Annotated in this window: 19 protein-coding genes and 1 tRNA gene; 7 read left to right on the forward strand and 13 right to left on the reverse strand. The window is 48.5% G+C overall.

Annotation, left to right across the window (positions count from 1 at the left end; all coding sequences use genetic code 11):
* Window positions 1-1,116, forward strand: coding sequence for a cytochrome d ubiquinol oxidase subunit II (cydB, locus tag Q0171_RS01750; protein WP_299326022.1), 1,116 nt, complete (start codon window positions 1-3; stop codon window positions 1,114-1,116).
* Window positions 1,117-1,559: 443 nt separating this feature from the next.
* On the opposite strand, the gene Q0171_RS01755 is transcribed toward cydB, so the two are convergent.
* Window positions 1,560-2,471: an NAD(P)H-dependent glycerol-3-phosphate dehydrogenase gene (locus Q0171_RS01755; RefSeq protein ID WP_299326024.1), complete on the reverse strand. Its 912-nt coding sequence runs from the start codon at window positions 2,469-2,471 to the stop codon at window positions 1,560-1,562.
* A 210-nt stretch (window positions 2,472-2,681) separates the two neighbouring features.
* Between Q0171_RS01755 and aspA the strand changes: the two genes are divergently transcribed.
* Window positions 2,682-4,100, forward strand: coding sequence for an aspartate ammonia-lyase (gene aspA / locus Q0171_RS01760; protein WP_299326026.1), 1,419 nt, complete (start codon window positions 2,682-2,684; stop codon window positions 4,098-4,100).
* A gap of 5 nt (window positions 4,101-4,105) precedes the next feature.
* A complete protein-coding gene (locus Q0171_RS01765) occupies window positions 4,106-4,747 on the forward strand; it encodes a uracil-DNA glycosylase family protein (protein ID WP_299326028.1) in 642 nt (213 codons plus the stop codon).
* Window positions 4,748-4,752: 5 nt separating this feature from the next.
* On the opposite strand, the gene Q0171_RS01770 is transcribed toward Q0171_RS01765, so the two are convergent.
* The 5 genes from Q0171_RS01770 to Q0171_RS01790 form a co-directional block, all read right to left on the reverse strand.
* Window positions 4,753-6,240: a GspE/PulE family protein gene (locus tag Q0171_RS01770; protein WP_299326030.1), complete on the reverse strand. Its 1,488-nt coding sequence runs from the start codon at window positions 6,238-6,240 to the stop codon at window positions 4,753-4,755.
* Between the two features lie 15 nt (window positions 6,241-6,255).
* Window positions 6,256-8,190 (reverse strand): FAD/NAD(P)-binding protein, encoded by a 1,935-nt coding sequence (locus Q0171_RS01775; RefSeq protein WP_299326032.1) that lies wholly within the window; start codon window positions 8,188-8,190, stop codon window positions 6,256-6,258.
* Window positions 8,191-8,374: 184 nt separating this feature from the next.
* Entirely contained in the window at window positions 8,375-11,122 is a 2,748-nt protein-coding gene (locus tag Q0171_RS01780) for an RNA ligase (protein ID WP_299326034.1), read from the reverse strand.
* Window positions 11,123-11,196: 74 nt separating this feature from the next.
* Window positions 11,197-11,273: transfer RNA gene (locus Q0171_RS01785), tRNA-Ile, on the reverse strand.
* Window positions 11,274-11,369: 96 nt separating this feature from the next.
* Window positions 11,370-12,494 carry an FtsW/RodA/SpoVE family cell cycle protein gene (locus tag Q0171_RS01790; RefSeq protein WP_299326036.1) on the reverse strand — a complete coding sequence of 375 codons (1,125 nt, stop codon included), beginning with the start codon at window positions 12,492-12,494 and terminating at the stop codon, window positions 11,370-11,372.
* Here Q0171_RS01790 and Q0171_RS01795 point away from each other — a divergent pair.
* The 4 genes from Q0171_RS01795 to Q0171_RS01810 are packed head-to-tail and all read left to right on the forward strand — an operon-like array spanning window position 12,472 to window position 14,244.
* Window positions 12,472-12,681, forward strand: a complete 210-nt coding sequence (locus Q0171_RS01795) for a hypothetical protein (RefSeq protein WP_299326038.1) — start codon at window positions 12,472-12,474, stop codon at window positions 12,679-12,681. The two genes, Q0171_RS01790 and Q0171_RS01795, sit on opposite strands and share 23 nt — an antisense overlap.
* Window positions 12,682-12,691: 10 nt before the next feature.
* The gene (locus tag Q0171_RS01800) at window positions 12,692-13,015 is read left to right on the forward strand and encodes a hypothetical protein (protein WP_299326040.1); all 324 of its coding nucleotides are present in this window, start codon (window positions 12,692-12,694) and stop codon (window positions 13,013-13,015) included.
* Window positions 12,994-13,641 (forward strand): hypothetical protein, encoded by a 648-nt coding sequence (locus Q0171_RS01805; protein ID WP_299326042.1) that lies wholly within the window; start codon window positions 12,994-12,996, stop codon window positions 13,639-13,641. The genes Q0171_RS01800 and Q0171_RS01805 overlap by 22 nt, the downstream gene beginning before the upstream one ends.
* 9 nt (window positions 13,642-13,650) lie before the next feature.
* Complete coding sequence (locus Q0171_RS01810) at window positions 13,651-14,244, forward strand: hypothetical protein (protein WP_299326044.1); 594 nt, start codon at window positions 13,651-13,653, stop codon at window positions 14,242-14,244.
* An 84-nt stretch (window positions 14,245-14,328) separates the two neighbouring features.
* Here Q0171_RS01810 and Q0171_RS01815 read toward each other — a convergent pair whose 3' ends face one another.
* The 7 genes from Q0171_RS01815 to Q0171_RS01845 form a co-directional block, all read right to left on the reverse strand.
* Window positions 14,329-15,204, reverse strand: coding sequence for a thiamine phosphate synthase (locus Q0171_RS01815; protein WP_299326045.1), 876 nt, complete (start codon window positions 15,202-15,204; stop codon window positions 14,329-14,331).
* Window positions 15,205-15,213: 9 nt separating this feature from the next.
* A complete protein-coding gene (gene thiH, locus Q0171_RS01820; RefSeq protein ID WP_299326047.1) occupies window positions 15,214-16,362 on the reverse strand; it encodes a 2-iminoacetate synthase ThiH in 1,149 nt (382 codons plus the stop codon).
* Window positions 16,363-16,371: 9 nt separating this feature from the next.
* The gene (locus Q0171_RS01825) at window positions 16,372-17,145 is read right to left on the reverse strand and encodes a thiazole synthase (protein ID WP_299326049.1); all 774 of its coding nucleotides are present in this window, start codon (window positions 17,143-17,145) and stop codon (window positions 16,372-16,374) included.
* 281 nt (window positions 17,146-17,426) lie between these two features.
* Entirely contained in the window at window positions 17,427-18,260 is an 834-nt protein-coding gene (gene thiF / locus Q0171_RS01830) for a thiamine biosynthesis protein ThiF (RefSeq protein ID WP_299326106.1), read from the reverse strand.
* Window positions 18,261-18,289: 29 nt separating this feature from the next.
* Window positions 18,290-18,481, reverse strand: coding sequence for a sulfur carrier protein ThiS (gene thiS, locus Q0171_RS01835; RefSeq protein WP_299326051.1), 192 nt, complete (start codon window positions 18,479-18,481; stop codon window positions 18,290-18,292).
* A gap of 1 nt (window position 18,482) precedes the next feature.
* On the reverse strand, window positions 18,483-20,723 hold the full coding sequence (locus Q0171_RS01840) for an AAA family ATPase (protein WP_299326053.1): 2,241 nt from the start codon (window positions 20,721-20,723) through the stop codon (window positions 18,483-18,485).
* On the reverse strand, window positions 20,720-21,028 hold the full coding sequence (locus tag Q0171_RS01845) for an ATP-dependent Clp protease adaptor ClpS (RefSeq protein ID WP_299326055.1): 309 nt from the start codon (window positions 21,026-21,028) through the stop codon (window positions 20,720-20,722). Before Q0171_RS01845 ends, Q0171_RS01840 begins: the two co-directional genes overlap by 4 nt.
* Between the last annotated feature and the right edge of the window lie 121 nt (window positions 21,029-21,149).

Consider the following 21,149-nt stretch of genomic DNA (forward strand, 5'->3'; position numbering starts at 1 on the left):
ATGTTTTTTGGACTTGATTTAGCGCAGTTGCAGGCGTATTGGTGGGTGATTATAAGTTTGCTTGGCGGGCTTTTGGTGTTTATGTTTTTTGTCCAGGGCGGGCAGGGTCTTATCGATAGGCTCTCAAGCAATGAGGAAGAAAAAACACTCATCATAAATTCACTTGGGCGCAAATGGGAGCTTGGTTTTACGACTTTGGTGCTATTTGGCGGAGCGTGCTTCGCGGCATTTCCGCTCTTTTATAGCACGAGCTTTGGCGGGGCATATTGGGTGTGGCTAGCGATTTTGCTCTGCTTTATTATCCAAGCTGTAAGCTATGAATATCGCAAAAAGCAGGGCAATCTACTTGGCGCAAAAACCTATGAGGCATTTCTTAAAATCAATGGGATTCTAGGGGTGTTTCTTATCGGCGTGGCAGTTAGCACATTTTTTGCTGGGAGTGCCTTTGTGCTTGATGATATGCGCTTTGTTCGCTGGGAGCATGGGCTACATGGACTTGAGCAGCTTGGCAATCCATTTAATTACCTGCTGGGTTTTGCGCTGGTATTTTTGAGCAGAATCCTAGCTGATAGTTATTTCCTAAATGCGCTAGATTCTGCTGCGATCGCACAAAAAGCTAAAAAAGACTTGGCTTTAAATACCGCGCTGTTTTTGCCATTTTTCTTGGGCTTTTTGGCGTGGATTTGTCTAAAAGATGGATTCCATGTCGATGAGAGTGGGGCTGTGAGCATGCTCCCTTATCTTTACCTGCAAACATTTCTAAGCCAGCCTTATATCCTAATCCTCCTGCTTGTTGGCGTAGTGTGCGTGCTTGGTGGGATTTATTTGAGCTTCATCGGGCGCAAAGGTATTTTTCCGCTTGGCTTTGGTGTGGTGTGCGCAGTCATGGCGGTGTTTCTTAATGTCGGGCTAGGAGAGAGCGCATTCTATCCATCAAGCACAGATTTACAAAGCTCGCTTACCATAGCTAATGCAAGTTCTAGCTACTATACGCTAAGTGTTATGGGCTATGTGAGCTTGCTTGTGCCATTTGTGCTAGGCTATATCATCTATGTGTGGCGCTGCATGGATAGCAAAAAGCTAGGCTTGCGCGATATGGACGAGCACGCATACTAGAATCTAAATAAGGAGCAAACTATGGTATATACGCTTTTTCTCATCGCCCTTTGGCCAATTGTGATATTTCTGTGCTACAAGTTTATTGTGCTAAATATTACCGAGCTGCAAAATAGAGAAAAGTAGATTCTAGGGGGTTTAGCTTTTTGCTACAATCCCAAATCTTTGGCTCAAGAGATGCGTTTTTTCTCTCTGTGCCCATTTTTGACAAGTAGCAATTTTCATCAAAATCCCAGCTTTAGGACTTGAGCCCTTTGGCTAGATTGTTTGCCAGACTAGTTTCTGTGCGCTTTTGCAGCGAGTTTATTTTGCGCAGGATTCTGGGGCTTTAGATGAGAGTTTGGGGCTGTGGATTTTGCGAATGAGCCACATGGGCGTGCGTCGCAATGAGTGAAACAAATCACTCCGCAAATTATCGCTAGAAATTGAATCTCTTTAGCTCCTTAGCGTGCCATGAGTGCGTATATCCCCTGCTCACAATTCTTTCCATCTAATATCGCTACTACTTCATTGACAATTGGTGTATAGATTGCGCGTTTGCTAGCGATTGTGTGGATTGCGCGTGCGGTGCGCACACCCTCTGCTACCTCGCCAATCTCTTGCAGAATCTCTCCTAGCGCTTTGCCCTGTGCCAGCCCTAGTCCCACGCGGTAGTTTCTCGAGAGTGTCGAGCCAGCTGTTAGGAAAAGATCCCCCGAGCCAGAAAGCCCAAGAAATGTCTGTGTTTTTGCACCAAAATATCCCCCAAAGCGCTCCATTTCGATAAGTCCGCGTGCTAGTAGGGCGGCTTTGGCATTGTTACCAAGCGAAAGCCCATCGCAAATCCCCCCAGCAATAGCAATGACATTCTTATATGCACCAGCGATTTCTGCGCCGATGAGATCATCGCCCGCGTAGGTTTTCATAAACGGCGGAAAAAGCGCACAGAAACGCTGCGCAAGCTCTAGGGAGCTTGAATGGATTTCCACTGCGCAGGGCAGGCACTGGCGGACTTCTTTGGCAAAGCTTGGACCACTAAGCGCGCAGATCCTACTAGAATCCATAAACTCCCGCGCGATCTCATGCACAAATGCCCCGCTCTCCTCCTCCACGCCTTTTGAGGCAAAAAGACAGCATGCGTGCTTGATTTCTGCGCTGGAGAGCCATGTGCGTAAATGCGCCACACTAATGGCGATGACAACATGCTCATGCCCGCATGCCCGCTCTATGCCTACTTGCGTAATGGGAAAAGGCGTCCCCCATTTGCTTGGAAGCTCACGGCGAGAGAAAATCTCCACTGGTTGCTCGTGTGCCAGCGCAAACGCCAGCGCACTACCCCAAGCACCACCACCACACACACCAATTGTATTTTTCACTCTTGCCACCATTGATTGATAGATTCCGGCGCTATTATAAAATAAATCTCCATAAATTCCCCCGCACTTGTGTGGAAATCTTGCTAAATCCAGCTGCCTCATAAATAGCCCAGAATCCACCCTACAATCTATACGCTAAATGCCAATGAGATATTAAGCTAAAATCTGCCACCATTCCACCCGCTACACAACAAGCCTAAAGGAGTCTGCATGAAAAAAGCAACGCGAGTAGAGCACGATTTCATCGGTGAGCTTGAGATTGATGAGAGTGTGTATTATGGTGTGCAAACTTTCCGCGCGTTAGAGAACTTCAACATCACAGGGCAGCGGCTAAGTGATTTTCCTGTGTTTATCACAGCCCTTGCCCAAGTCAAAAAGGCAGCCGTGCTGGCAAACCACGAGCTAGGCTTGCTGGATTCTAGTATCAAAGATGCCATTATCAAAGCGTGCGACAAAATCATCGCAGGGGAGTTCCACGACCAATTTGTCGTGGATATGATCCAAGGTGGTGCTGGCACTAGCACCAATATGAATGCTAATGAAGTCATCGCCAATGTCGCGCTAGAGATTTTGGGGCATAAAAAGGGCGAGTATCAATACTGCCACCCAAATGACCATGTCAATCTCTCTCAATCCACCAATGACGCCTATCCCACAGCATTGCGCGTGGCGTTGTATGAGCGGCTTAGTATGCTTAGTGAGTCTATGGCGGTGCTAGAAGAGAGCTTTAAGCGCAAGGGAGAGGAGTTTAAAAATGTGCTAAAAATGGGGCGCACGCAGCTGCAAGATGCCGTGCCTATGACACTTGGGCAGGAGTTTAGCGCGTATGCTTCTATGGTGCGTATTGATATTGAGCGAATCCTTGATGCCAGAAGCCTTATCCGCGTGATAAACCTAGGCGGCACAGCCATTGGCACAGGCATTAACTCCCACCCAGACTACCGCAATATCGTAGAGAAAAAGCTCCAAGAAGTTACCGGACGCCCATTTATCACCGCCACGGACTTAATCGAAGCCACGCAAGGCACAGGCGGCTATGTGCAAATCAGCGGCGTGCTAAAGCGCGTGAGTGTCAAGCTCTCTAAAATCTGCAACGACTTGCGGCTTTTAAGCTCTGGACCTCGCGCAGGGCTTAATGAAATCAACCTCCCCAAAATGCAGCCCGGAAGCTCCATAATGCCCGGCAAAGTCAATCCCGTAATCCCAGAAGTAGTCAATCAAGTGTGCTTTAGCGTCATCGGCAATGATATGACAATCACTATGGCAGCAGAGGGCGGGCAGCTCCAGCTCAATGTCTTTGAGCCAGTGATCGCCTATGGGCTATTTAGCTCCATTAAAATGCTCTCTCGCGCGATTGTTACGCTAGCGCATAAATGTATCGATGGCATTACTGCAAATGAGCAAGTTTGCAAGGATTTTGTGTTTAACTCCATTGGCATTGTTACTGCACTTAATCCTTACATCGGCTATGAAAATTCTGCAAGCATTGCTAAAGAAGCGTTGCAAACAGGCAGGTCAGTCTATGACATCGCCCTAGAGCGCAAGCTCTTAAGCAAGGAAAAGCTTGATGAAATCTTCACCCTAGAGAATATGCTAAATCCACATATGTATAAGAAAACAAAAAGTTAGAATCTATGGACACTATCGCTACACAGCAGCGGCAGCTCTATGAGCTCTATCTCGCGCGCGCTTGTGGGGTGCGCTTCGTGGAGCTTGACCATGAGGTGCCAAAATGTGTGGATTCTAATCAAAATTCTATCGCAAGCACTATTGCGCATTGTAAGCTCTGCACGCGCAGCACGCATGCTAAGGCACAGATAGGCTACATCGATGAGCGCGCTTTGGTGGCGTTTGTAGTCGAAATGCCCATGGGACATGGGACACAAATGATAGACTCCAAAGGCTCGCAGATGATTTGCAATATCGCGCACAAGGTGTTTGGGGTGGAGCATTTTAGTATCTTCTCTTTGCTAAAATGCTCCGCACACCCAGCAAGCCCCCAAGAAATCGAGCTATGCAAGCCCTATCTCATTAGCCAAATCCAAAGCCTGCAGGCTTCTTGTGTCGTGCTTTTTGGCGAAGTGGTGCTAGAATCCTTGCTAGGGCTAGATTCTAGCCATAAAGGTGCATTGCTCAATGCCTTTGGCAAACGCGCAATCGCTACGCACTCTGTCGCAGCACTCCTGCGCAATCCAAGCTTGAAAAAACAAGCTCTCGAGCATTTTGGGCTTTTGAAGCAATTTCTACCTAGCGGGAATCCTCCACGCAAAAGCTAATCTCTCTAATGCTCTAGCGAGTCTAGCTCAAGGTAGTCAATAAACTCTTTCTTGCTTAGCGCATCTGCCTTAAGTGTGGGGAGATTGGCGCTTGCGAGTTTGGTGCGTAGGTGCGTGCGCCAATCTGTGTGATTGTTAGACTCACCAGAGAGTAGCAATCGCAGTGTCTCATCAATGAAAAGTGACTGGGATACCACCAGACGCCCTTTAATCCCGCTACTATCGCAATGCTCACAACCACGCGCCATATAGACTTCACGCTCATTGTGTGTAATTTTTTGCTTACATTGCTCACAAAGCTTGCCTACAAGCCGCTGGGCTACTACACAGAGCAGACTAGTGGCAAGCACGCTTCTGGGCGCACCTAGTTCAAAAAGCCGCTCCAAGCTTGTTAGGCAGTCATGGCTATGTAGGCTTGCTAGCACCAAATGCCCTGTAAGCGAGGCATTAAGCGCTAGTTCAAGTGTTTGTTTATCGCGGATCTCGCCCACCATGATAATATCTGGGTCTTGGCGCAGGACACTTTTAAGCGCTTCATAGAATGAGAATCCTATTTCTGGGTTTAGCTGGATTTGCGTGGCGATTGGGATTTGATACTCGATAGGATCTTCTATGGTAATGAGCTTTTTAGCAGAGGTTTTGAGCTCTTCGAGCAGGGCGTAGAGAGTGGTAGATTTCCCACTACCTGTGGGACCTACAACCAGAATCAAGCCGCTTTTCTTCCTGATAGATTCTCGCAAATCCCGCAGGCTTGACTCACACAGCCCAAGCCCATCAAGCACTATTTTCCGCTCATGCTTATAGAGAATCCTGCATACGATTGACTCGCCCCAGAAAAGTGGCACGCACGACACCCGAAAGTCATACTCCCTCCCATCAAAGCTCTTATGCATACGCCCATCTTGGGGCAAGCGTATTTCGGTGATGTCAAGCTTGGAATCAAGCTTGGTTTTGGTCGTGAGCTTGGCGAAGTCTTCTTTCTCTATCCTGCCAATCTCGCGCAAGCTCCCATCTACACGGAAGCGGATACTCGCATAATGCGCCTTGCCTTCAATGTGGATATCACTAGATTCTAGGGCGATGGCTTCTTGCAGGATATAGTGCAAGCGGGATTCTACTTCATGGAGTGTATAAAAATGCTCGATGAAGCGCATGGCTTTGAGAATCCAAAAAAAGTAATACGAGCACTCCTCGTAAAAGCACAGCTTCCTAGCGCCTCCTAACACACTTGCGTGGGATTCTAGGTGATGAGCGAGCAGTGCTCTAGCCTGCGGTGAATGCCCATGCGCTAGGGCGATATGCAGACATTCTTTATCTATATCAAACACCACCGCGCCAAACTTTTCGCACAACGATGAGGGCAAAATCTGTGTGTGTAGCTTGGTGGGTGCAAAATCGCTAAGATCGACAAACTCCAGCACGCTAGATTCTGGAGCGCTGGAGTTTGTGGCGTGAGAATCTACAACACTTGTTGCAATGCTAGGGCGTGGCATGGCAGATTTCACAAGCTAGATTTTGCACTCATCAAGCGCACGCATAGCTTGCTCGATAGCCGTGTGTAAATATGCTTCCCAGCTTGCATCTGAATTAGCAATAGCGATATTGCCACAGACTTTTCGCGCCGCTTTTATGGTGGCTTTGCTTTGCTTGGGGTCATCATAGAGTGAGTTGTAGCTATACGCATAGCAATGCCCCCAGCGATTTAGCGTAATAGCCTGCACATGCTCTCTCCTAAATCCAGCATGTCCAAGCATTGCTTCCAAATGCGCTAGCGTCATGGATTCTAGCGCAGAAAACGGCGTGTTTAGAAGTGTGTGGCGTGTGAGGCGCGCATAGTCTCTGGCAGTGAGCGTAGCAGGATCAATGCTGGGGTCATTGAGGCGTATGGGCGAGCCAATCATATGCAGACAGATTGGTTTTCTAGGGTCGCGTGGGTGCTTGTAAGCGCCCATATCCACAGGGTAGTCGAGCTTGGTATTGACATAGAAAGATTTTGGCGCATAGATATCATGCACGCCAAGTTTAGTGAAACACTCCCAATTTGAAAGTAAGACTTTAGTATAGATGAGCGAGGTTTTGACACATTGTGCGAGCGCAGATTTCTGTCCATTACCTAGCTCTGGGACAATGTATGGGATCATGGCGTTGTAATTTGCCATGATGACCTTGCGAGCAAATACCTTGCGAAGCTGCTTTGTCGCTGCATCACCATAGACAATCTCCGCGCCTCCATTGACATTTTGCACACGGAGTGCGGTGGAGCGTAAGCGTATCCTACAAGGCGTATCAGGGAGATCGAGCTTACTATAATCAAATTCCGCTAGCAGCACACTCTCAGGCGTAGGCTCACAAGGGGCAATATGCGGAAGCAGGCGCTTAACCATGAGGCGTGCGAGAGAGGCATTGCCATCTGGGAAGTGGTGGATATAGGGCTCTTGGAGTGGGTTATGTGATGGTTTTGCCCCCATACCAAACCCCGGAAGCGCGCACTCTATGGCTTCCTCACATGAGATCATTTCTATCCCAAGTGCGGTAAAATCATCGCTTATCCCATCAAAAAAGCTTAGTGCAAGCGGAGAGAGTTTTACGCGCTCTTGGAGAAATTTCCTATAGCTCGTGGAAGCAAGGTAAGCGCGCTTTTGCTTGCCTTTCAAGTCTGCTAGATAGTCCTTGGAATCTGTGAGCAATTCCAGCAGCATAGCTCTATCGCTCTCTGGCATAGGGAAATCCCCCACAAACTCTGCGAGACTTCGCGCATTGTGTTTGCCCTCGGGGATTGTGTCATCGATTATCGTGCGAGGATCACCGCTTACAAGCTTATCTGTCCCAAAATGCTGTTTGCTGAAAAATACTCCGCGCGAGAGCCCCAAGTCTGGGTAAAAATCCCTATCAAAGCAGCGCGCAAGCGCATCGATATCCACGCCAAGATCTTGTAAAAATGCTTTGACTCTCTTGCTATAAAGTGCGTTTGGCGATTGGAGCGACTCGCTGCCGCCATAGGTGAGAATCTGTCCATTTGGTGTAGCGAACTCATTGCGTTTGGCATGTCCGCCAAAGTCCTTATGGCTATCAAGGATCAAGCTTTTTGCCCCAGCGCCTGCTCGCTTGTGAAAAAGTGTAGCCGCGCTTAGCCCACTAAGCCCAGCTCCTACTACGACTAAATCATAATGCTCCTGCACAGGCAAGCTAGAGAAATCATACTGCGCGCCATCACGCAAGGCATGAGCAAAAACATAGCTCTCATCATCGCTCCCCACAAGTCCTTGAAACATTGGAGGATAAGTGTGTGGGTGGTTTGGTATAGCGGGGGGGGAAGTTGGGGTAAATGGGGGCTTGGAGGCATTAGGCTTAGCAGGGCTAGATTCTGCTGCTAGAATCTCTAGGGGCGTCATGCCTGCCACGACAGCCACAGCCATACCATTGATAAAATCTCTGCGCGTCATACAAACTCCTTTGCTGCTCACAAATATCCAATATATGCTAAAAGTTGCGTGCCATAAAGCAAGACAAGTGAAGAAATAGGCTTCAATCCTAGCTGGGCAAGATAAATGGCAGGCTAATATTGTTTGAGGCTGGGGTTTGTAAATCCCTGCGCTACGCGCTTCCTACTGCAAATCTTACTATGTTTTAGCCTTGCTTTCTCTTGGCAAGAAACTGCGATCGCAAGGCGATGAGCTGACTAGAATCGCTTGGGAGATCTTGCGCACTAAGCCATGTGATAAACTCCCGCTCAAACGCGCTGCTAGTCTTTGGTTTAGGCACTTTGTGACTCTGGATTGTGCGCTCGATGATTGCGCGTGCAGCTTTCCATGCGCGATAGTATGGGGATTTGATTTTTAGCATGAAGCCACTGCTATCCTCTAGGACAAACCCCTCGATAAATCCATCTGCCCTATCTCCGCTACCATAGAGCATGGATTCTGGGTTGTATGGTTGCATAAGATCTGTGGGGTGTGTGGATTCTAGGGATAAGAATTTTTGAGCGGCAAAATCCATGCTATGCAAATCAACAAACGCCATAAACTCCTCCCAGCAGTTAAGATCTTTTAGGCGCTCTTTCACATCAAATCCAAACTCCCGCCCAAACTCCACTAGCGCACCATAATCGTGTTTTTTGAACTGCTGCGAGTTTTCAATCATATCAAGTAGGATAGCTCTAGTTGTGTCATACGCTATGATATGTGGATCTCGCACTGGGTCGATGATTTCAAACACAAGGCTCACATCAAGCTGGCGCAGCCTTGCAAAAAGCCTAGATTCTAGCTCGTTGTAATGTATGCCAAGATGTTTAGCATGCTTTTCTAGCGAGGCGGTAATAATCTCGCGCGCAATCGATGCGTAGGGGCTTAGCGCATCGGATTTGGAGGTGATGAAAAGCTTATGCGCATAGAGATTGCGTAGCGCAGAATCTGTGCTAGAGTCTTTATCATAAGGCATGCTAGAATCTAGCGTAGAGCCTGGATTTTCTATGTTGGATTCTGGATTCTTATGGTGGGGGTTTGCGCTTAGGATTCCTAGGAAGCCATTTTCTTTCGCATATACGCGCACAGGGTAGGCGAGATTCTCGTGCAAAGCATTTAGACTGCTTTCCTCGCGCTCGCCAAGGTTGAAAAATTTCTCATAGCTACGCGCACAAATCTTGTAAGCATTTGTATCGATGAAAAGCCCGCGTGCTTTGCAAGTTATGCTGCTCCACTGCTTGGTGAGAAATGCTTCTTTGGTGAAATTAAAGCTTGAAATCGTGCCAAATGCGCGCTCTTTGATAAGCGAGCTTGTGCGAAATTTCTCCACCAATGCAGCAATTTTGCGCGCTTGGTGGCGAGCAAGCAGGGCTTGATGGTTGTGTGTTTTCCCACTTTGGAGCATGATTTCGGCAAAGCCATCGCCGTGCTGCATGTATGAGAGCCATGACAATGACTCCAGGGGCAATGATTTTGTAGATTCTGCCGGATATATGGGTGTGGAGCGCGGAGCGTGTGTCATCTGCAAGGGAGTTTTGCTTAAGATACATGCACGCAGTGCCTTTCCAAACTCCACGCCCCCCTCCAGAGCGAAGCTGCGCCCATGCACGCGCGGGGCGTGCTTTTCTCTATTACGATGACCAAAGACTTGATAGACATTCTTTTGTGTGGTGGCCGCAAAGCTTTTGGCACTAGATTCCATATCCTCATATCCTCCGCTGCCATAGATGAGTAGCTGGGTTGGGATTAGTAGGAGATTGTGCGGTAAGGTGCTTAGACCACCATGCGTGCAGAGCACGAGTTTGGAGTCAAATGTATAGTAGGCGCACTGGCGGAGCTTAGCATGGAGGCGGTGCGTGTCTTTGGGCGAGATTTTGGCGCTAGCAAGATCTCGCGCGGTAAATAGCGCAAACTCGCTACTACCGAGATCCTCTCTCCCCCATTTATGCAGCCAGCGCTCGTGGTTTCCCTCAAGCAAGCAGATGTTTTTACACTCCATAATCGCAAGCAAAAATCGCACGATTTGCGCATTCTCCACGCCACGATCAATATAATCGCCCAGAAAAATATAATACGCACGCTCATCGATAAGCTTACTGCACTCTTGCGTCGAGAATCCGCTCTGCTCTATGGCTTGGATAGCTGCACGCGCGCAGGCGTAAGGTGCGGTGGCATTGGTGAGCGCGAGCGTGCGCAAGAGATATTCCACCAGCACTTCAAAGCAGCCATGAATATCGCCGATGTGATGAATTTGCTCATAGGTGTTTAAATCTATGGGCTGCATGAGAAGTGTGCGGATAGTGGGGCTGGTGAGATGTTGCGCAGGTGGATTCTCGCTCTCATTTGCTTTGGCAAGATTTATCCCCGCCAAATCCTCTGGGTGCAGTAGCGTGTAGCGTGAGGGGAGAGGATTGGCAAGTGAGTCTTGCAAGCGCTCATACATGGAGCGCAAAATCGACTCTGGCACGGCTTTGTAGCCACGCTTGGCATTGCGCGTGAGAATCTCATCAAACCCCACACCGCTAAAGTCTAGCACCACCAGTCTATACCGATAGGTGCTAGCTAAGCTTTCATACGCTCGCAAGGCTTGGTGGCTAGTGTGTGTAGCATCAATAATCGTGAAATCCCCTTGCTTGCAGCGCAGCTCTAGCAGCGTGAAAAGCATTTTCCAGATGTGCTTGTCGTTTTTTTGGCTAATGGCATACAGAGGAGAGTCATAGGTGGTGGGTGAGCACTGCGGGGCGCAAGATTTTGCACCAGAATCTCCCACGCTAGGGTATGGCAAGATGACAGGGCTGCTTGCCATGAGTCGCAGCGTATCTGGGCTAAGCGTGTAAGGCTCTAAGCCATGTGTGCGTATCCATGTGCTTTTCCCACTGGCTGGTAGCCCTCGCATGAGTAGAAGTGTGCGCATATAATTCCTTGGTGAAAATTTCTTTGCATTATACTAAGAAGCTTTGGATTCTTAAGTGAGAGCATATAGGTGAATGGTGGATCTTGTAGGACTTGAACCTACGACCAATCGGTTATGAGCCGAGTGCTCTGACCAGCTGAGCTAAAGATCCATAAAGAGAAGATATACAAATAGCAAAATCATCGTAGAATCTAGTGTCTATCGAGCCAAATTTCGCCAGACTCGAGCTAGATTCTGTCTAAAACTTTCATGCTTTTCTATGTCTAGGAGAGCGCAAAAGCACCTTGAGAGGGTTGGCATTATAGCTGAAATTAAACCTAAAGGCAAGCAGGTTTTCCAGCAGTCCAAAGAGAATCATAAAGGTGATAAAGCTACTCCCCCCATAGCTAAAAAGTGGCAGTGGTATCCCTACCACAGGGGCAAGCCCAATTGTCATGGCGATATTGACCACCACATAGAAAAAGATCAGTAACGCAATTGCGCACGACATTGTCCGCAGGCGGTAGTCTTTGGGATCGATGAGCGAGAATGAAAGCACATGTATCGTGAGAAAGGCATAGAGGGCGATGAGTGCCACACCACCTAGCAGTCCATAGCGCTCGGAAAAATACGCGAAGATAAAGTCGCTCGTGGCGATTGGGAGAAATTTGAGCTGGGTCTGGGTGGAGTCCTCCTTTTTCTTGCCAAATAGTCCGCCTGACCCTATGGTGATAATGCTTTGCTGGACATGGTAGCTTGGCTTTTCTGCGATGAAGTCATGGATTCGCTTTTTCTGGTAGGGCTTGAGTGAGCCATAGATGAGCGGAGAAGCGATGAGAATGATTGCCAGCAGTCCTACCCAGATTTTGTAATTTACCCCGATGAGAAACAATGTCCCAAACCCGACAAACAGCACCACCAGCGCTGTGCCTAGATCGGGCTGCTTAAGAATTAGCACGAAAGGGATTAGAATGTAGGCGCTTAGGATTCCAAACTGCTTAAGCCCATAGCCCTCTGGGGGAGGTGGGTTATTGTGGATATGCAGACCTAGCAGCAGGATAATGGCGATTTTCACAGGCTCGCTTGGCTGAAGTGAAAACGACCCAAAGCTTATCCAGCGTTGCGCGCCAAGCTGCTTTGTCCCGATAATATACACCAGCACCAGCAGCACGATACAAATCCAGTAAAAAATCACAATTGATTTATCCAACTGGCGGATAGGGATAAAAAATGCCACGATAAACGCCCCAAGCCCGACGAAAATGTAAATTGTTTGTTTTAGATTCTGGGCGGGGCTAGTTTCGCCGATGAGGAGATAGGAAACAAGCACAAAGGGAATGATGAGCAAGGGCAGCAAGATGTCAAAATGAATGAGAATCCGCCTATCAATCATGCTCGCCCCTGTGGTGTCTGTGGATTGCTTGCGTGTATGTGCGCTTGGATTTGCGCTGGAAGCTGGGATTGTAGCACAGAAGCGCGGCTTTATCAAGCTTGCTTTTGCCGCGACTTTAGTCGGCTTAAAGCTGCTGCTTGCTAGAATCCAGTCTTGCGCATTTGCACATTATCAAAACCAAAAATAAAGGAGAGAGAATGAGAATCTTATCAAGCATTGGTGCTATCGCGAGTGCTGTGCTATTTGCCCCCGCATTACAAGCGGAAGTAATTGATATGCGAGATAGCGCGCCAGCAGCCCAGCCAGCGTTTGTTGCGCCAGCAGCCACTTCAAGTCAGGCTTCACAGCCCCACCAATACGCTCCAAAAACCCCACAAAACGCCCAATATCCAGCACAAAATCAAAGCGCACCCTACTCAAATCAAGCTATCTCCAATCAAAACACTTCTACCCCCCCCCCCCCCAACAGCAAACCAAGCAAGTTAAACAACTTCGCTCTGTGGGGCATGAATTTGGTATAGGCTATATCTTTAGCCATTTTGACGCCCAACAAACTCAGCGACTGCCAATTAACTCAAATGTCAATCTAACACCCTCCACACAAGCATTTGCTCATGGTATCGAGCTGCTTCTTAATACCAACTACTATTTTCGTGGCGGCAATGGCGGACTAACCACAGGGTCAGGAATAGAGTATTTGCGTTTGCAATGGCAAGAGCCATTGCAAAGCTTTGGCTATTCTTTGCCTAAAATTAAAACAGATGACATGATTTCAGCGTATGCATCTTTAGGTGGATTCTATGATGTGCTGCGTATGCAAGATAAAGCGTTGCGGATTTTTGCGAGCGTGGGAGTGGAGATAAATTTTATTAAAGATGGGGTGTATGATGGGTATGAAGGTGGGGTAGCACCCTTGCAATGGGGGCTTTCTATGCCTATTGTTGCTGGCTTTCGCTATATATTTGCAAACAATCGGCACGGAATAGAGATAGCACTAAAATATAATCCTGCAACTACAAATTATCGGCTTAAAAAAGATGGCTACCACTACAATGGCTCATCTATCATCATCGATCCCACACTTGTCGCGACAAATGTTCATCGTGATTTTAGTCTTGGCGTGCGCTATGTGTATGAGTATCGATAGGATATGGGCATGCAAGTGAAAATAATTACTAAAACAGCAGGTGCGCTAGCTTTAGCACTCTGCGTCATTTGTGCGGCTATGTTTAGTGGCTGTGTGCCAAAAAGTGCGCTGGATGGTGCATTTTGGGGCTATGAGCCTAGTAGGGAGTATGGGTTTGTAGCAGATTCTAGTGATGTAGGGGTTTTTACCAATCCGCCTGCACATATCGCTAGAATCTATAGCCTTAGGGAAAATACATTTGTAGGCTCTGCTATCCGCTACAATATCACGCTACACACGCCAGATCAGGCACAAGCTGGGTTTAGAGAGGGTATGTTTTTTGGATTCTCGCGACCGGGTGGGGCATTCGTGCTGGATATTATCCCAGGTAGCGCGCCCATCTACCTAAGCGCGATAACAGAAGCTAGGGTGAGCTTTAGCTTCATGCCAAAGGCTGGGCAGATTTATTGCGTGGCAAGCGGGATTGATATGGGGATTTTCATCGGGCGTCCGCGCTTCACGCTGCTAGAGAAGTCGCTTTGCAAGCAATACCTTGCAGAGTATTTCACCAAAGAATCTATGGAGCAATGGCAAGCAGATAAAGCGAGATTCTACAAGGAATAGTGCTTAGATTTGCTTGCAAGTAGGCTTATAATCATTAGCCCCTATCCTTGAGATTTTTCTAAAGTTGGTGCAGTCTTGGGCTGGCTAATGAGAGATAAGGCGGCAGCGGTGGATATAGTCTTGTGGATTTGTGGCTTGCATAAGAGCTTGGCGCATACATACCCCAGAGATTGGCATATTTGCTAAAGCTGGCAGCGTCTCTAGGCTAATGCCGCCGATAGCGTAGAGCCCTTGTAGCGCAGGGCTAGAATCCACTTTTTCACACTCGGCTTGTTTTTCAAAAGTGGATTCTAGGTTTTCAGTTTGTTTTGTAAAACTGCTTTGGGATTCTAAGATTGTGGAGTTTTCACGCCCAGCCTCTTTATATTCTTCTAGGATTCTAGGAATTGCGGTGGGGACGAGGGAGCTTTGCAAAAATTGGGGAAGGTTAGCGACCTTAGCGGTCGTGCCTTTCACAATTTTTGCAACACTGCCGCATTGCTCACCCAAGACCGAATCCTTAGCAATAGCGATGATGGATTCTAGCAGCTTTAGCCCCTTTGGCTCCACCCCCTCCTTACACGCGCTAGCAAAAATATGCCCCACGATGACATAATCCACCCACTCCCTAGCAGCCCTATACTCCTCCACACTATGCACAGAGACTCCAAGCGTGGCAAACTCCTGCCGCAAGTGCGGCAAATGCGCGATCTGTGAGCTTTGGCAGTGTAGGGCAGAGGCTTTAAGCTCTCTAGCCACTTCAATAAAAGAGTGCAAAATACACGCCACTCCTGCCCTAGCGCATATCGCTAGAGACTTCTGTGCTAGAGCGCGATACTCGCTAGCTTCCAGCTGCTTTTCACGCAGGATAATCGCCTTTACCCCACTTTGAGCTAGCAGCTCTATGCGCTCTAGTAAATCGCCCTTGCAAATCCTAGAATCTGTTATGGCGATGATTTGGTGGGGACCAGTGCGATCCATTAGCCAAGCCTAGCCCACATACACACTATCGCTAAACACCGGCTGCAAGCCAGCGTGCTTGAGACTCGCCACAATCTCGCCCACCCCCCTGCAATCGGCTATGTCAAACTGCTCATCGCCCTTTTTCTCCAAGCTTTTCCCCCCAATGCCCACAGACACCCCAGCACTCATCTTGCTCGCCCCAAGTTTGACAAACTCATCGCGCAATCCCTTGCGCTCGCGGCTAGAAATGGTAATGCTCGCATAAGGCAAAAACAGCCGATACGCGCACAGCACTTGCAGCAGCCGCTTCTCGCCCACATCTTTGGGGGAGATTTTGCGGTTGTTGATGATAGGGCGTAGGCGTGGGATTGAGAGGGCGATTTCTGCGTGGGGGTAGCGTGCTTGTAGGAAATGCGCGTGTAGTGCCGTAGCAAGCGCGTCTTTGCGGAAGTCCCCAATGCCTAGCAGCGCGCCAAAGCCCACCCCCCTAAACCCAGCGCGTAACGCTCTCTCTTGCCCATAAAATCGATAGGGGAAGACACATTTTTCCCCAGCAGTGTGGATTCTAGTGTAGCAAGCAGGGTCGTAAGTCTCTTGAAAAATCGTTACATAATCGCAGCCATTTTCGTGCAAAAGCGCGTATTCATCGGTATTCATTGGATAAATCTCCACGCCTATGACTTTGAAATACTCCTTTGCTATGGCACACGCCCTAGCGATATACTCTACGCTCGCATACTCCCTGCCCTCGCCTGTTAGCATAAGCACTTCTTGCAAGCCACTTTGTGCGATTGCGTGCATTTCTTGGTGGATTTCACTCTCACTAAGCTTGGCGCGTGCGATTGGATTGCCCTTTTGAAATCCGCAATACACGCACTTACTCGAGCAGTGGTTGCTAAGGTAGAGCGGGGTAAAAAGGGCGATATTGCTGCCAAAATATTTGCGCTTTACTTGCGCGCTTTTTATCGCTAGCTCTTCGATAAACTCTTCTGCTGCTGGAGAGAGCAGGGCTTGCAAATGCTCGATTTTTAGGCTTGTAGCCTGCAAAGCACGCTTGACATCATCTGTGCTAAAGCTTCTCTCATCATAGCGTGCCACTTGCTCTAGCACGCACTCTAGCAAATCGCTATCAAGCTGCTCCATAAAGGGCAGATATGCCATACAATCACGCCTCATACCTACCCCCTAATCGCGCAAAAAGCCCAAATAATCAGCCGTGGGCGAGCTAGGCTTGGGCGCGCTTATGGGGGCTAGCCCAGCGAGATAGGCAGCCCTGCCAGCTTCCACAGCTAGCGCAAATGCGCGCGCCATTGTTGGGATAGAGCTAGATTCTGCTATGGCGGTATTTACCATAACTGCCGCTGCGCCCATTTGCATAGCCTCGCAGGCTTGAGCTGGCGAGCCAAGCCCTGCATCAACGATAATTGGTAGCGCGATTTCATCAAGCAAGATTTGGATAAATTCTTTGGCGCATAGCCCCTTATTGCTCCCAATGGGCGCGGCTAGGGGCATAATCGCGGCTGCCCCAGCATTCCACATATCGCGTGCGGCGTAGAGATCGGCTGACATATAGGGCAGGGGGGTAAAGCCATCATTTGCCAGCAGCTCCACAGCTTTTGTGGTTTCATAGTTATTTGGCAGGAGATATTTGCTATCGGCGATCACTTCGATTTTGATAAGTTTTGCGCCGCAAATTTCTCTAGCAAGCCGCGCGATACGCAGGGCTTCTTGCGCGTTTCTCGCCCCAGAAGTATTAGGCAGCAGGGTGATATGCTTGGGGATACAATCTAGGATATTTTCTAGCCCTTGCGGATTGGCGCGGCGTAGGGCGAGCGTGATGATCTGTGCCTTTGCCTGCGTGATAGCGGAGTCGATAAGCTCTAGGGAGTATTTACCAGAGCCTAGGATAAAGCGACTAGTGAAGGTGTGGCTGCCGAGTTGAAGGGTGTCGGTTTGCATAGAAATCCTTTTTGTTGGTGGCGATTTAACTTTCTAAAGAAACCTGCTACGCTGTGCTTGCACCGCTTCGCTGGTTTTGGGTGAGCAAGCGAAACGATTGCGTGATTTTTGGGATAGTCATTACCGCTCAAGGTAACTCCCACCCCAAAAATCGCGCAAAATAACACGCTCCCCCACCGCAATTCTTAGAATCGTTTATTATAAAACTTACTTTACCCTAGAATCCACTTTTTGACTAGCGGCAGGATTTTACTCTCGGCGGTTTTGTCTTCTCAAGGATTCTAGGAATGACTACCCAAGACAGAATCCCCGCGCTCTACCTTAGTGGCGATAAGCTCTAGCACGAGGTTTGCCTGATGTGCTGCGCAGATATTCACCCTTGGTGCCATTAGCCCCTGTCCCACTTGCGCCGCACTCACTCCATCGCCGCAGATGTAGAGATAGGGCGCGAACTGCTTGGTTTGGATCGCATTGCTATTACCATAGCCTGCTAGCCCAGAAGCACAGATGAGAAAGGTGCTTGGGTAGTGCTTATGGAAGTTTTGGGCTAGCATTGCTTTAGCTAGGGCGTTGTCAAAGGCTTCACACACAATATCCACGCCCTTAAAAAGCGTGGGGAGGTTAGCTTCATCAATCTTTAGCGTGTGGATATGTGTGGTGGTGTAGGGATTGATGTGGGCGATATGCTGCTTTAGCGCGTGGGTTTTGTATTTGCCTAGATCGCTTATTTCATAGGCTTGGCGGTTGAGATTGCTAGGCTCGATTACATCAAAGTCGATAAGCAGTAGCTCGCCCACTCCGCTTCTAGCAAGCATTATGGCGATATGAGAGCCAAGCCCTCCAAGCCCACAGATAGCGACCTTTGCTTGCTTTAGTTTGTCGTGCAGCTTTGGCGTGTGGCGCGCTCTCATCATAGAATCTAGCGCGTCTTTTGGCGGTAGCTCGCCCCTTGGTATGCAAAAGAGCTCATCGCCATTTTGCAGTGCCACAGGCTCTTTGGTGGCAAATCCATTGACAATCCACACATCACTCTCCTTGCCCCCAAGACTTTGGAAAAGCTCTAGGCTTGTGCTTGTGTGCGTGGCTAGGGGCTGTCCATTTAGCGTGATATGCAAAAGTGGGGCTGGATTTTTGGGGCTTGGCATCACCCCCCTCCTACAAAGCTTACGATTTCTACTACATCGCCTTGCTTGAAAACAAGCGTGGCAAGCTCATCTTTAGGCACGATTTTGCCATTTAGCTCTATAGCTATGGTCTCTATGGCAAGCTTATGCTCTCTAAGATAGCTCTGCAAGGGGAGGGAGTCTAGGGTAAAGGTCTGTCCGTTGATTGTCATACTAAGCCTTTGTGCGTGGTTTGCTAGCCTTGGATTTTGGGGCGTTGGGGTGCTTGGGCGTTGTTTGCGCTGGGGTTTTTGGCGTTAGGGTGAAAGCCCCTTTTATATACGCGATTGTTACAAGCCCCCCAGAATCTAGCTTGCCATCGATGATAAGCTCGCTTAAAGCGGCTTTGATATGCGTGTCTATAAGCTTTTTAATCTCCCTTGCCCCAAGCGCGCTCTCAAAGCTTTGATTGGTGATAGCATTAAGCGCGCTAGAATCCAGTTTTAGCACGATATTGCGCGTAGCAAGGGTGGCATTTAGATCACTAAGCACCTTTTGGGCGATTTTTTTGTATGTGGCTTTGGTGAGTGGGCTGAAGTGGATAATGCCATCAAGCCTGCCGCGAAACTCTGGGCTAAATGTGTCCTTTAGCGCGGCATTTTGGCGCAGGGAGCTATCCTTGGTAAAGCCTATGGCATTGCCCTCTTTGCTGCCGACATTAGAAGTAAGGATAAGAATAGCGTTTTCAAAATGCGCGACATTGCCCATATTGTCAGTAAGCGTGGCATTGTCCATCACTTGCAGCAAGATATTATAAATATCGCTGTGCGCCTTTTCTATCTCATCTAGCACTAGCACGCAGTGGGGATTCTTACGCACTTTATCTACCAAAATCCCGCCATTTTCATAGCCCACATAGCCAGCAGGCGCGCCAATAAGCGTGGCGACACTATGGGCTTGGGAATATTCACTCATATCAAACCGCTCAAAGTGCATTCCTAAATGCTTGGCAAGCTCTTTTGCTAGCTCTGTTTTGCCCACACCACTAGGACCGCTAAAAAGAAAGCTGCCAATGGGGCGATTAGATTCTGTGAGGTTTGCCTTGGCGATTTTGATTGCGCGCGCGAGCTTTTCTATTGCCTGCTCTTGGGCGAAAATGCGTCTTTTGAGTTTGGATTCTAGTGTTTTAATCTGCGATCGCTCGCTGGCATTTATCTGGGATTTGGGGATATGGTAGGTTCTGGCTATGGTGTGCTCGACCTCTTTTTTTGTGATGACACGCTTCAATGGGGCACTAAGCGTGAGACTCGCTCCCACTTCATCAAGTAAATCGATCGCCTTGTCTGGGAGAAATTTGTCGTTGATATAGCGGTGCGATAAATCTAGGCAGGCTTGCAGCGCGCTCTCATCATAGCGCACATTATGATAGCTCTCATACAGGGGCTTTAGTGCGTGCAAAATCTCTAAACAGGATTCTAGGCTTGGCTCTTTGACATCGATGGTGCAAAATCGGCGCGAGAGAGCCTTGTCCTTGCCAAAGGAGCTTTTATACTCGCTAAAGGTGCTAGCCCCGATACATTTCAAGCTGCCATTTGCAAGTGCGGGCTTAAGCAAATTTGCCGCGTCCATTGTGCCGCCCATAGTCCCCCCAGCTCCCACAAGCGTGTGGATCTCATCGATAAAGACAATCACATTGGGCAAGCTCTCTAGCTCTGCTAGCACACTCTTTAGCCGCTTTTCAAAATCGCCCCTATACTTGCTCCCAGCCACCATAGCCCCTAAATCAAGCGCATAGACTTGCGCGTTTTCTAGCTTTTTAGGCACGCGATTTTGCGTGATAGCAAGGGCAAGCCCCTCTACTATGGCAGTTTTGCCAACTCCGGGCTCACCGAGTAAGATGGGGTTATTTTTCTTCCTGCGGCAGAGGATTTCACACATTCTTATAAGCTCATCATCGCGCTCGATGAGTGGGTCGATCTTCCCCTCTTTTGCTAGGGCGTTTAAATCTTTAGCGTAGGATTCTAGGGCTTTTTGGCGTTTGGGTGAGATCTCGCGCACTTGGCTTGGGATATGCTGCAAAATATCAAATCTTGTGATATTTGCCGCTCGAAGCAATCGCGCGCAGTAGCTGTCTTTCTCTTCGATAGCAAATGCCAAAAAGTCCCAAAGCTCGATTCTATCATCGCCAGATGACTTCATGTGTGCAATCATTGCTTCAAACACGCGATGAAGCGCTAGGGTTTCTTTAGGCACAGAGGTGTTGGTATTGGTGGGGATATGGCTTGTGATATAAGATCGCAGGGGCTGGGCAAGCTCTTGGACATTGACATCAGAGCAGAGCTGGAGAAATTCCTTGCCCTCTGGGTGTTCAAGCAGGCTTAAAAACACATGCTCGATTGTAAAATACTCATGCCGAAATCCCCTAGCAATCTCGAAAGCATTGTTAATGATTTCTTTAAAAATAGGGCTTGTCATAGGGATTCTGTGAAGACTTTGAGTGGGAATTGCGCTTTTTGGGCGGCTTGGATTGTTTCTTGGGCTTTTGTCTCGCCAATGTCGTATGGGTAGATTCCAGCAATTCCCTTGCCGTTGCTGTGGATCTCGGCGGTAATACTTTGGGCTTGCTGGAGTGATTTACCAAAAATACTCTGCAAGATTGCGACTACAAACCCGCAGTCTGTGTAGTTGTCATTGAGTAGCACGACTTGCACCATTTTTGGCATCTCGAGCTCGAGATTAGTGAGTGGTTTATGGGCTTGCTTGGATTCTGCTTGTGCCATGGTCGCTCCAGATGTGATTTAGCCAGGCATTGTAGCTAAATGTAGTAAAAGCAGCAATAAGCTTTTCGCATGACTTTTTGACTTTGTGGTCTTTGGTGTGGATCTGGTTGCGCGATAGCTG

Origin of the sequence: uncultured Helicobacter sp. (assembly GCF_937906905.1) — a bacterium.
Lineage (GTDB): Bacteria > Campylobacterota > Campylobacteria > Campylobacterales > Helicobacteraceae > Helicobacter_B.

Bases quoted from the DNA above. Each gene is read 5' to 3' on its own strand.
- Q0171_RS01800 (WP_299326040.1), top strand. From the start codon at position 12,692: ATGAGAATCTTATCAAGCATTGGTGCTATCGCGAGTGCTGTGCTATTT.
- Q0171_RS01775 (WP_299326032.1), bottom strand. From the start codon at position 8,190: ATGACGCGCAGAGATTTTATCAATGGTATGGCTGTGGCTGTCGTGGCA.
- thiH (WP_299326047.1), bottom strand. From the start codon at position 16,362: ATGAGGCGTGATTGTATGGCATATCTGCCCTTTATGGAGCAGCTTGAT.
- Q0171_RS01815 (WP_299326045.1), bottom strand. From the start codon at position 15,204: ATGGATCGCACTGGTCCCCACCAAATCATCGCCATAACAGATTCTAGG.
- Q0171_RS01840 (WP_299326053.1), bottom strand. From the start codon at position 20,723: ATGACAAGCCCTATTTTTAAAGAAATCATTAACAATGCTTTCGAGATT.
- Q0171_RS01825 (WP_299326049.1), bottom strand. From the start codon at position 17,145: ATGCAAACCGACACCCTTCAACTCGGCAGCCACACCTTCACTAGTCGC.
- Q0171_RS01790 (WP_299326036.1), bottom strand. From the start codon at position 12,494: ATGATTGATAGGCGGATTCTCATTCATTTTGACATCTTGCTGCCCTTG.
- thiS (WP_299326051.1), bottom strand. From the start codon at position 18,481: ATGACAATCAACGGACAGACCTTTACCCTAGACTCCCTCCCCTTGCAG.
- Q0171_RS01770 (WP_299326030.1), bottom strand. From the start codon at position 6,240: ATGCCACGCCCTAGCATTGCAACAAGTGTTGTAGATTCTCACGCCACA.
- aspA (WP_299326026.1), top strand. From the start codon at position 2,682: ATGAAAAAAGCAACGCGAGTAGAGCACGATTTCATCGGTGAGCTTGAG.
- Q0171_RS01810 (WP_299326044.1), top strand. From the start codon at position 13,651: ATGCAAGTGAAAATAATTACTAAAACAGCAGGTGCGCTAGCTTTAGCA.
- cydB (WP_299326022.1), top strand. From the start codon at position 1: ATGTTTTTTGGACTTGATTTAGCGCAGTTGCAGGCGTATTGGTGGGTG.
- Q0171_RS01765 (WP_299326028.1), top strand. From the start codon at position 4,106: ATGGACACTATCGCTACACAGCAGCGGCAGCTCTATGAGCTCTATCTC.
- Q0171_RS01780 (WP_299326034.1), bottom strand. From the start codon at position 11,122: ATGCGCACACTTCTACTCATGCGAGGGCTACCAGCCAGTGGGAAAAGC.
- Q0171_RS01795 (WP_299326038.1), top strand. From the start codon at position 12,472: ATGAGAATCCGCCTATCAATCATGCTCGCCCCTGTGGTGTCTGTGGAT.
- Q0171_RS01845 (WP_299326055.1), bottom strand. From the start codon at position 21,028: ATGGCACAAGCAGAATCCAAGCAAGCCCATAAACCACTCACTAATCTC.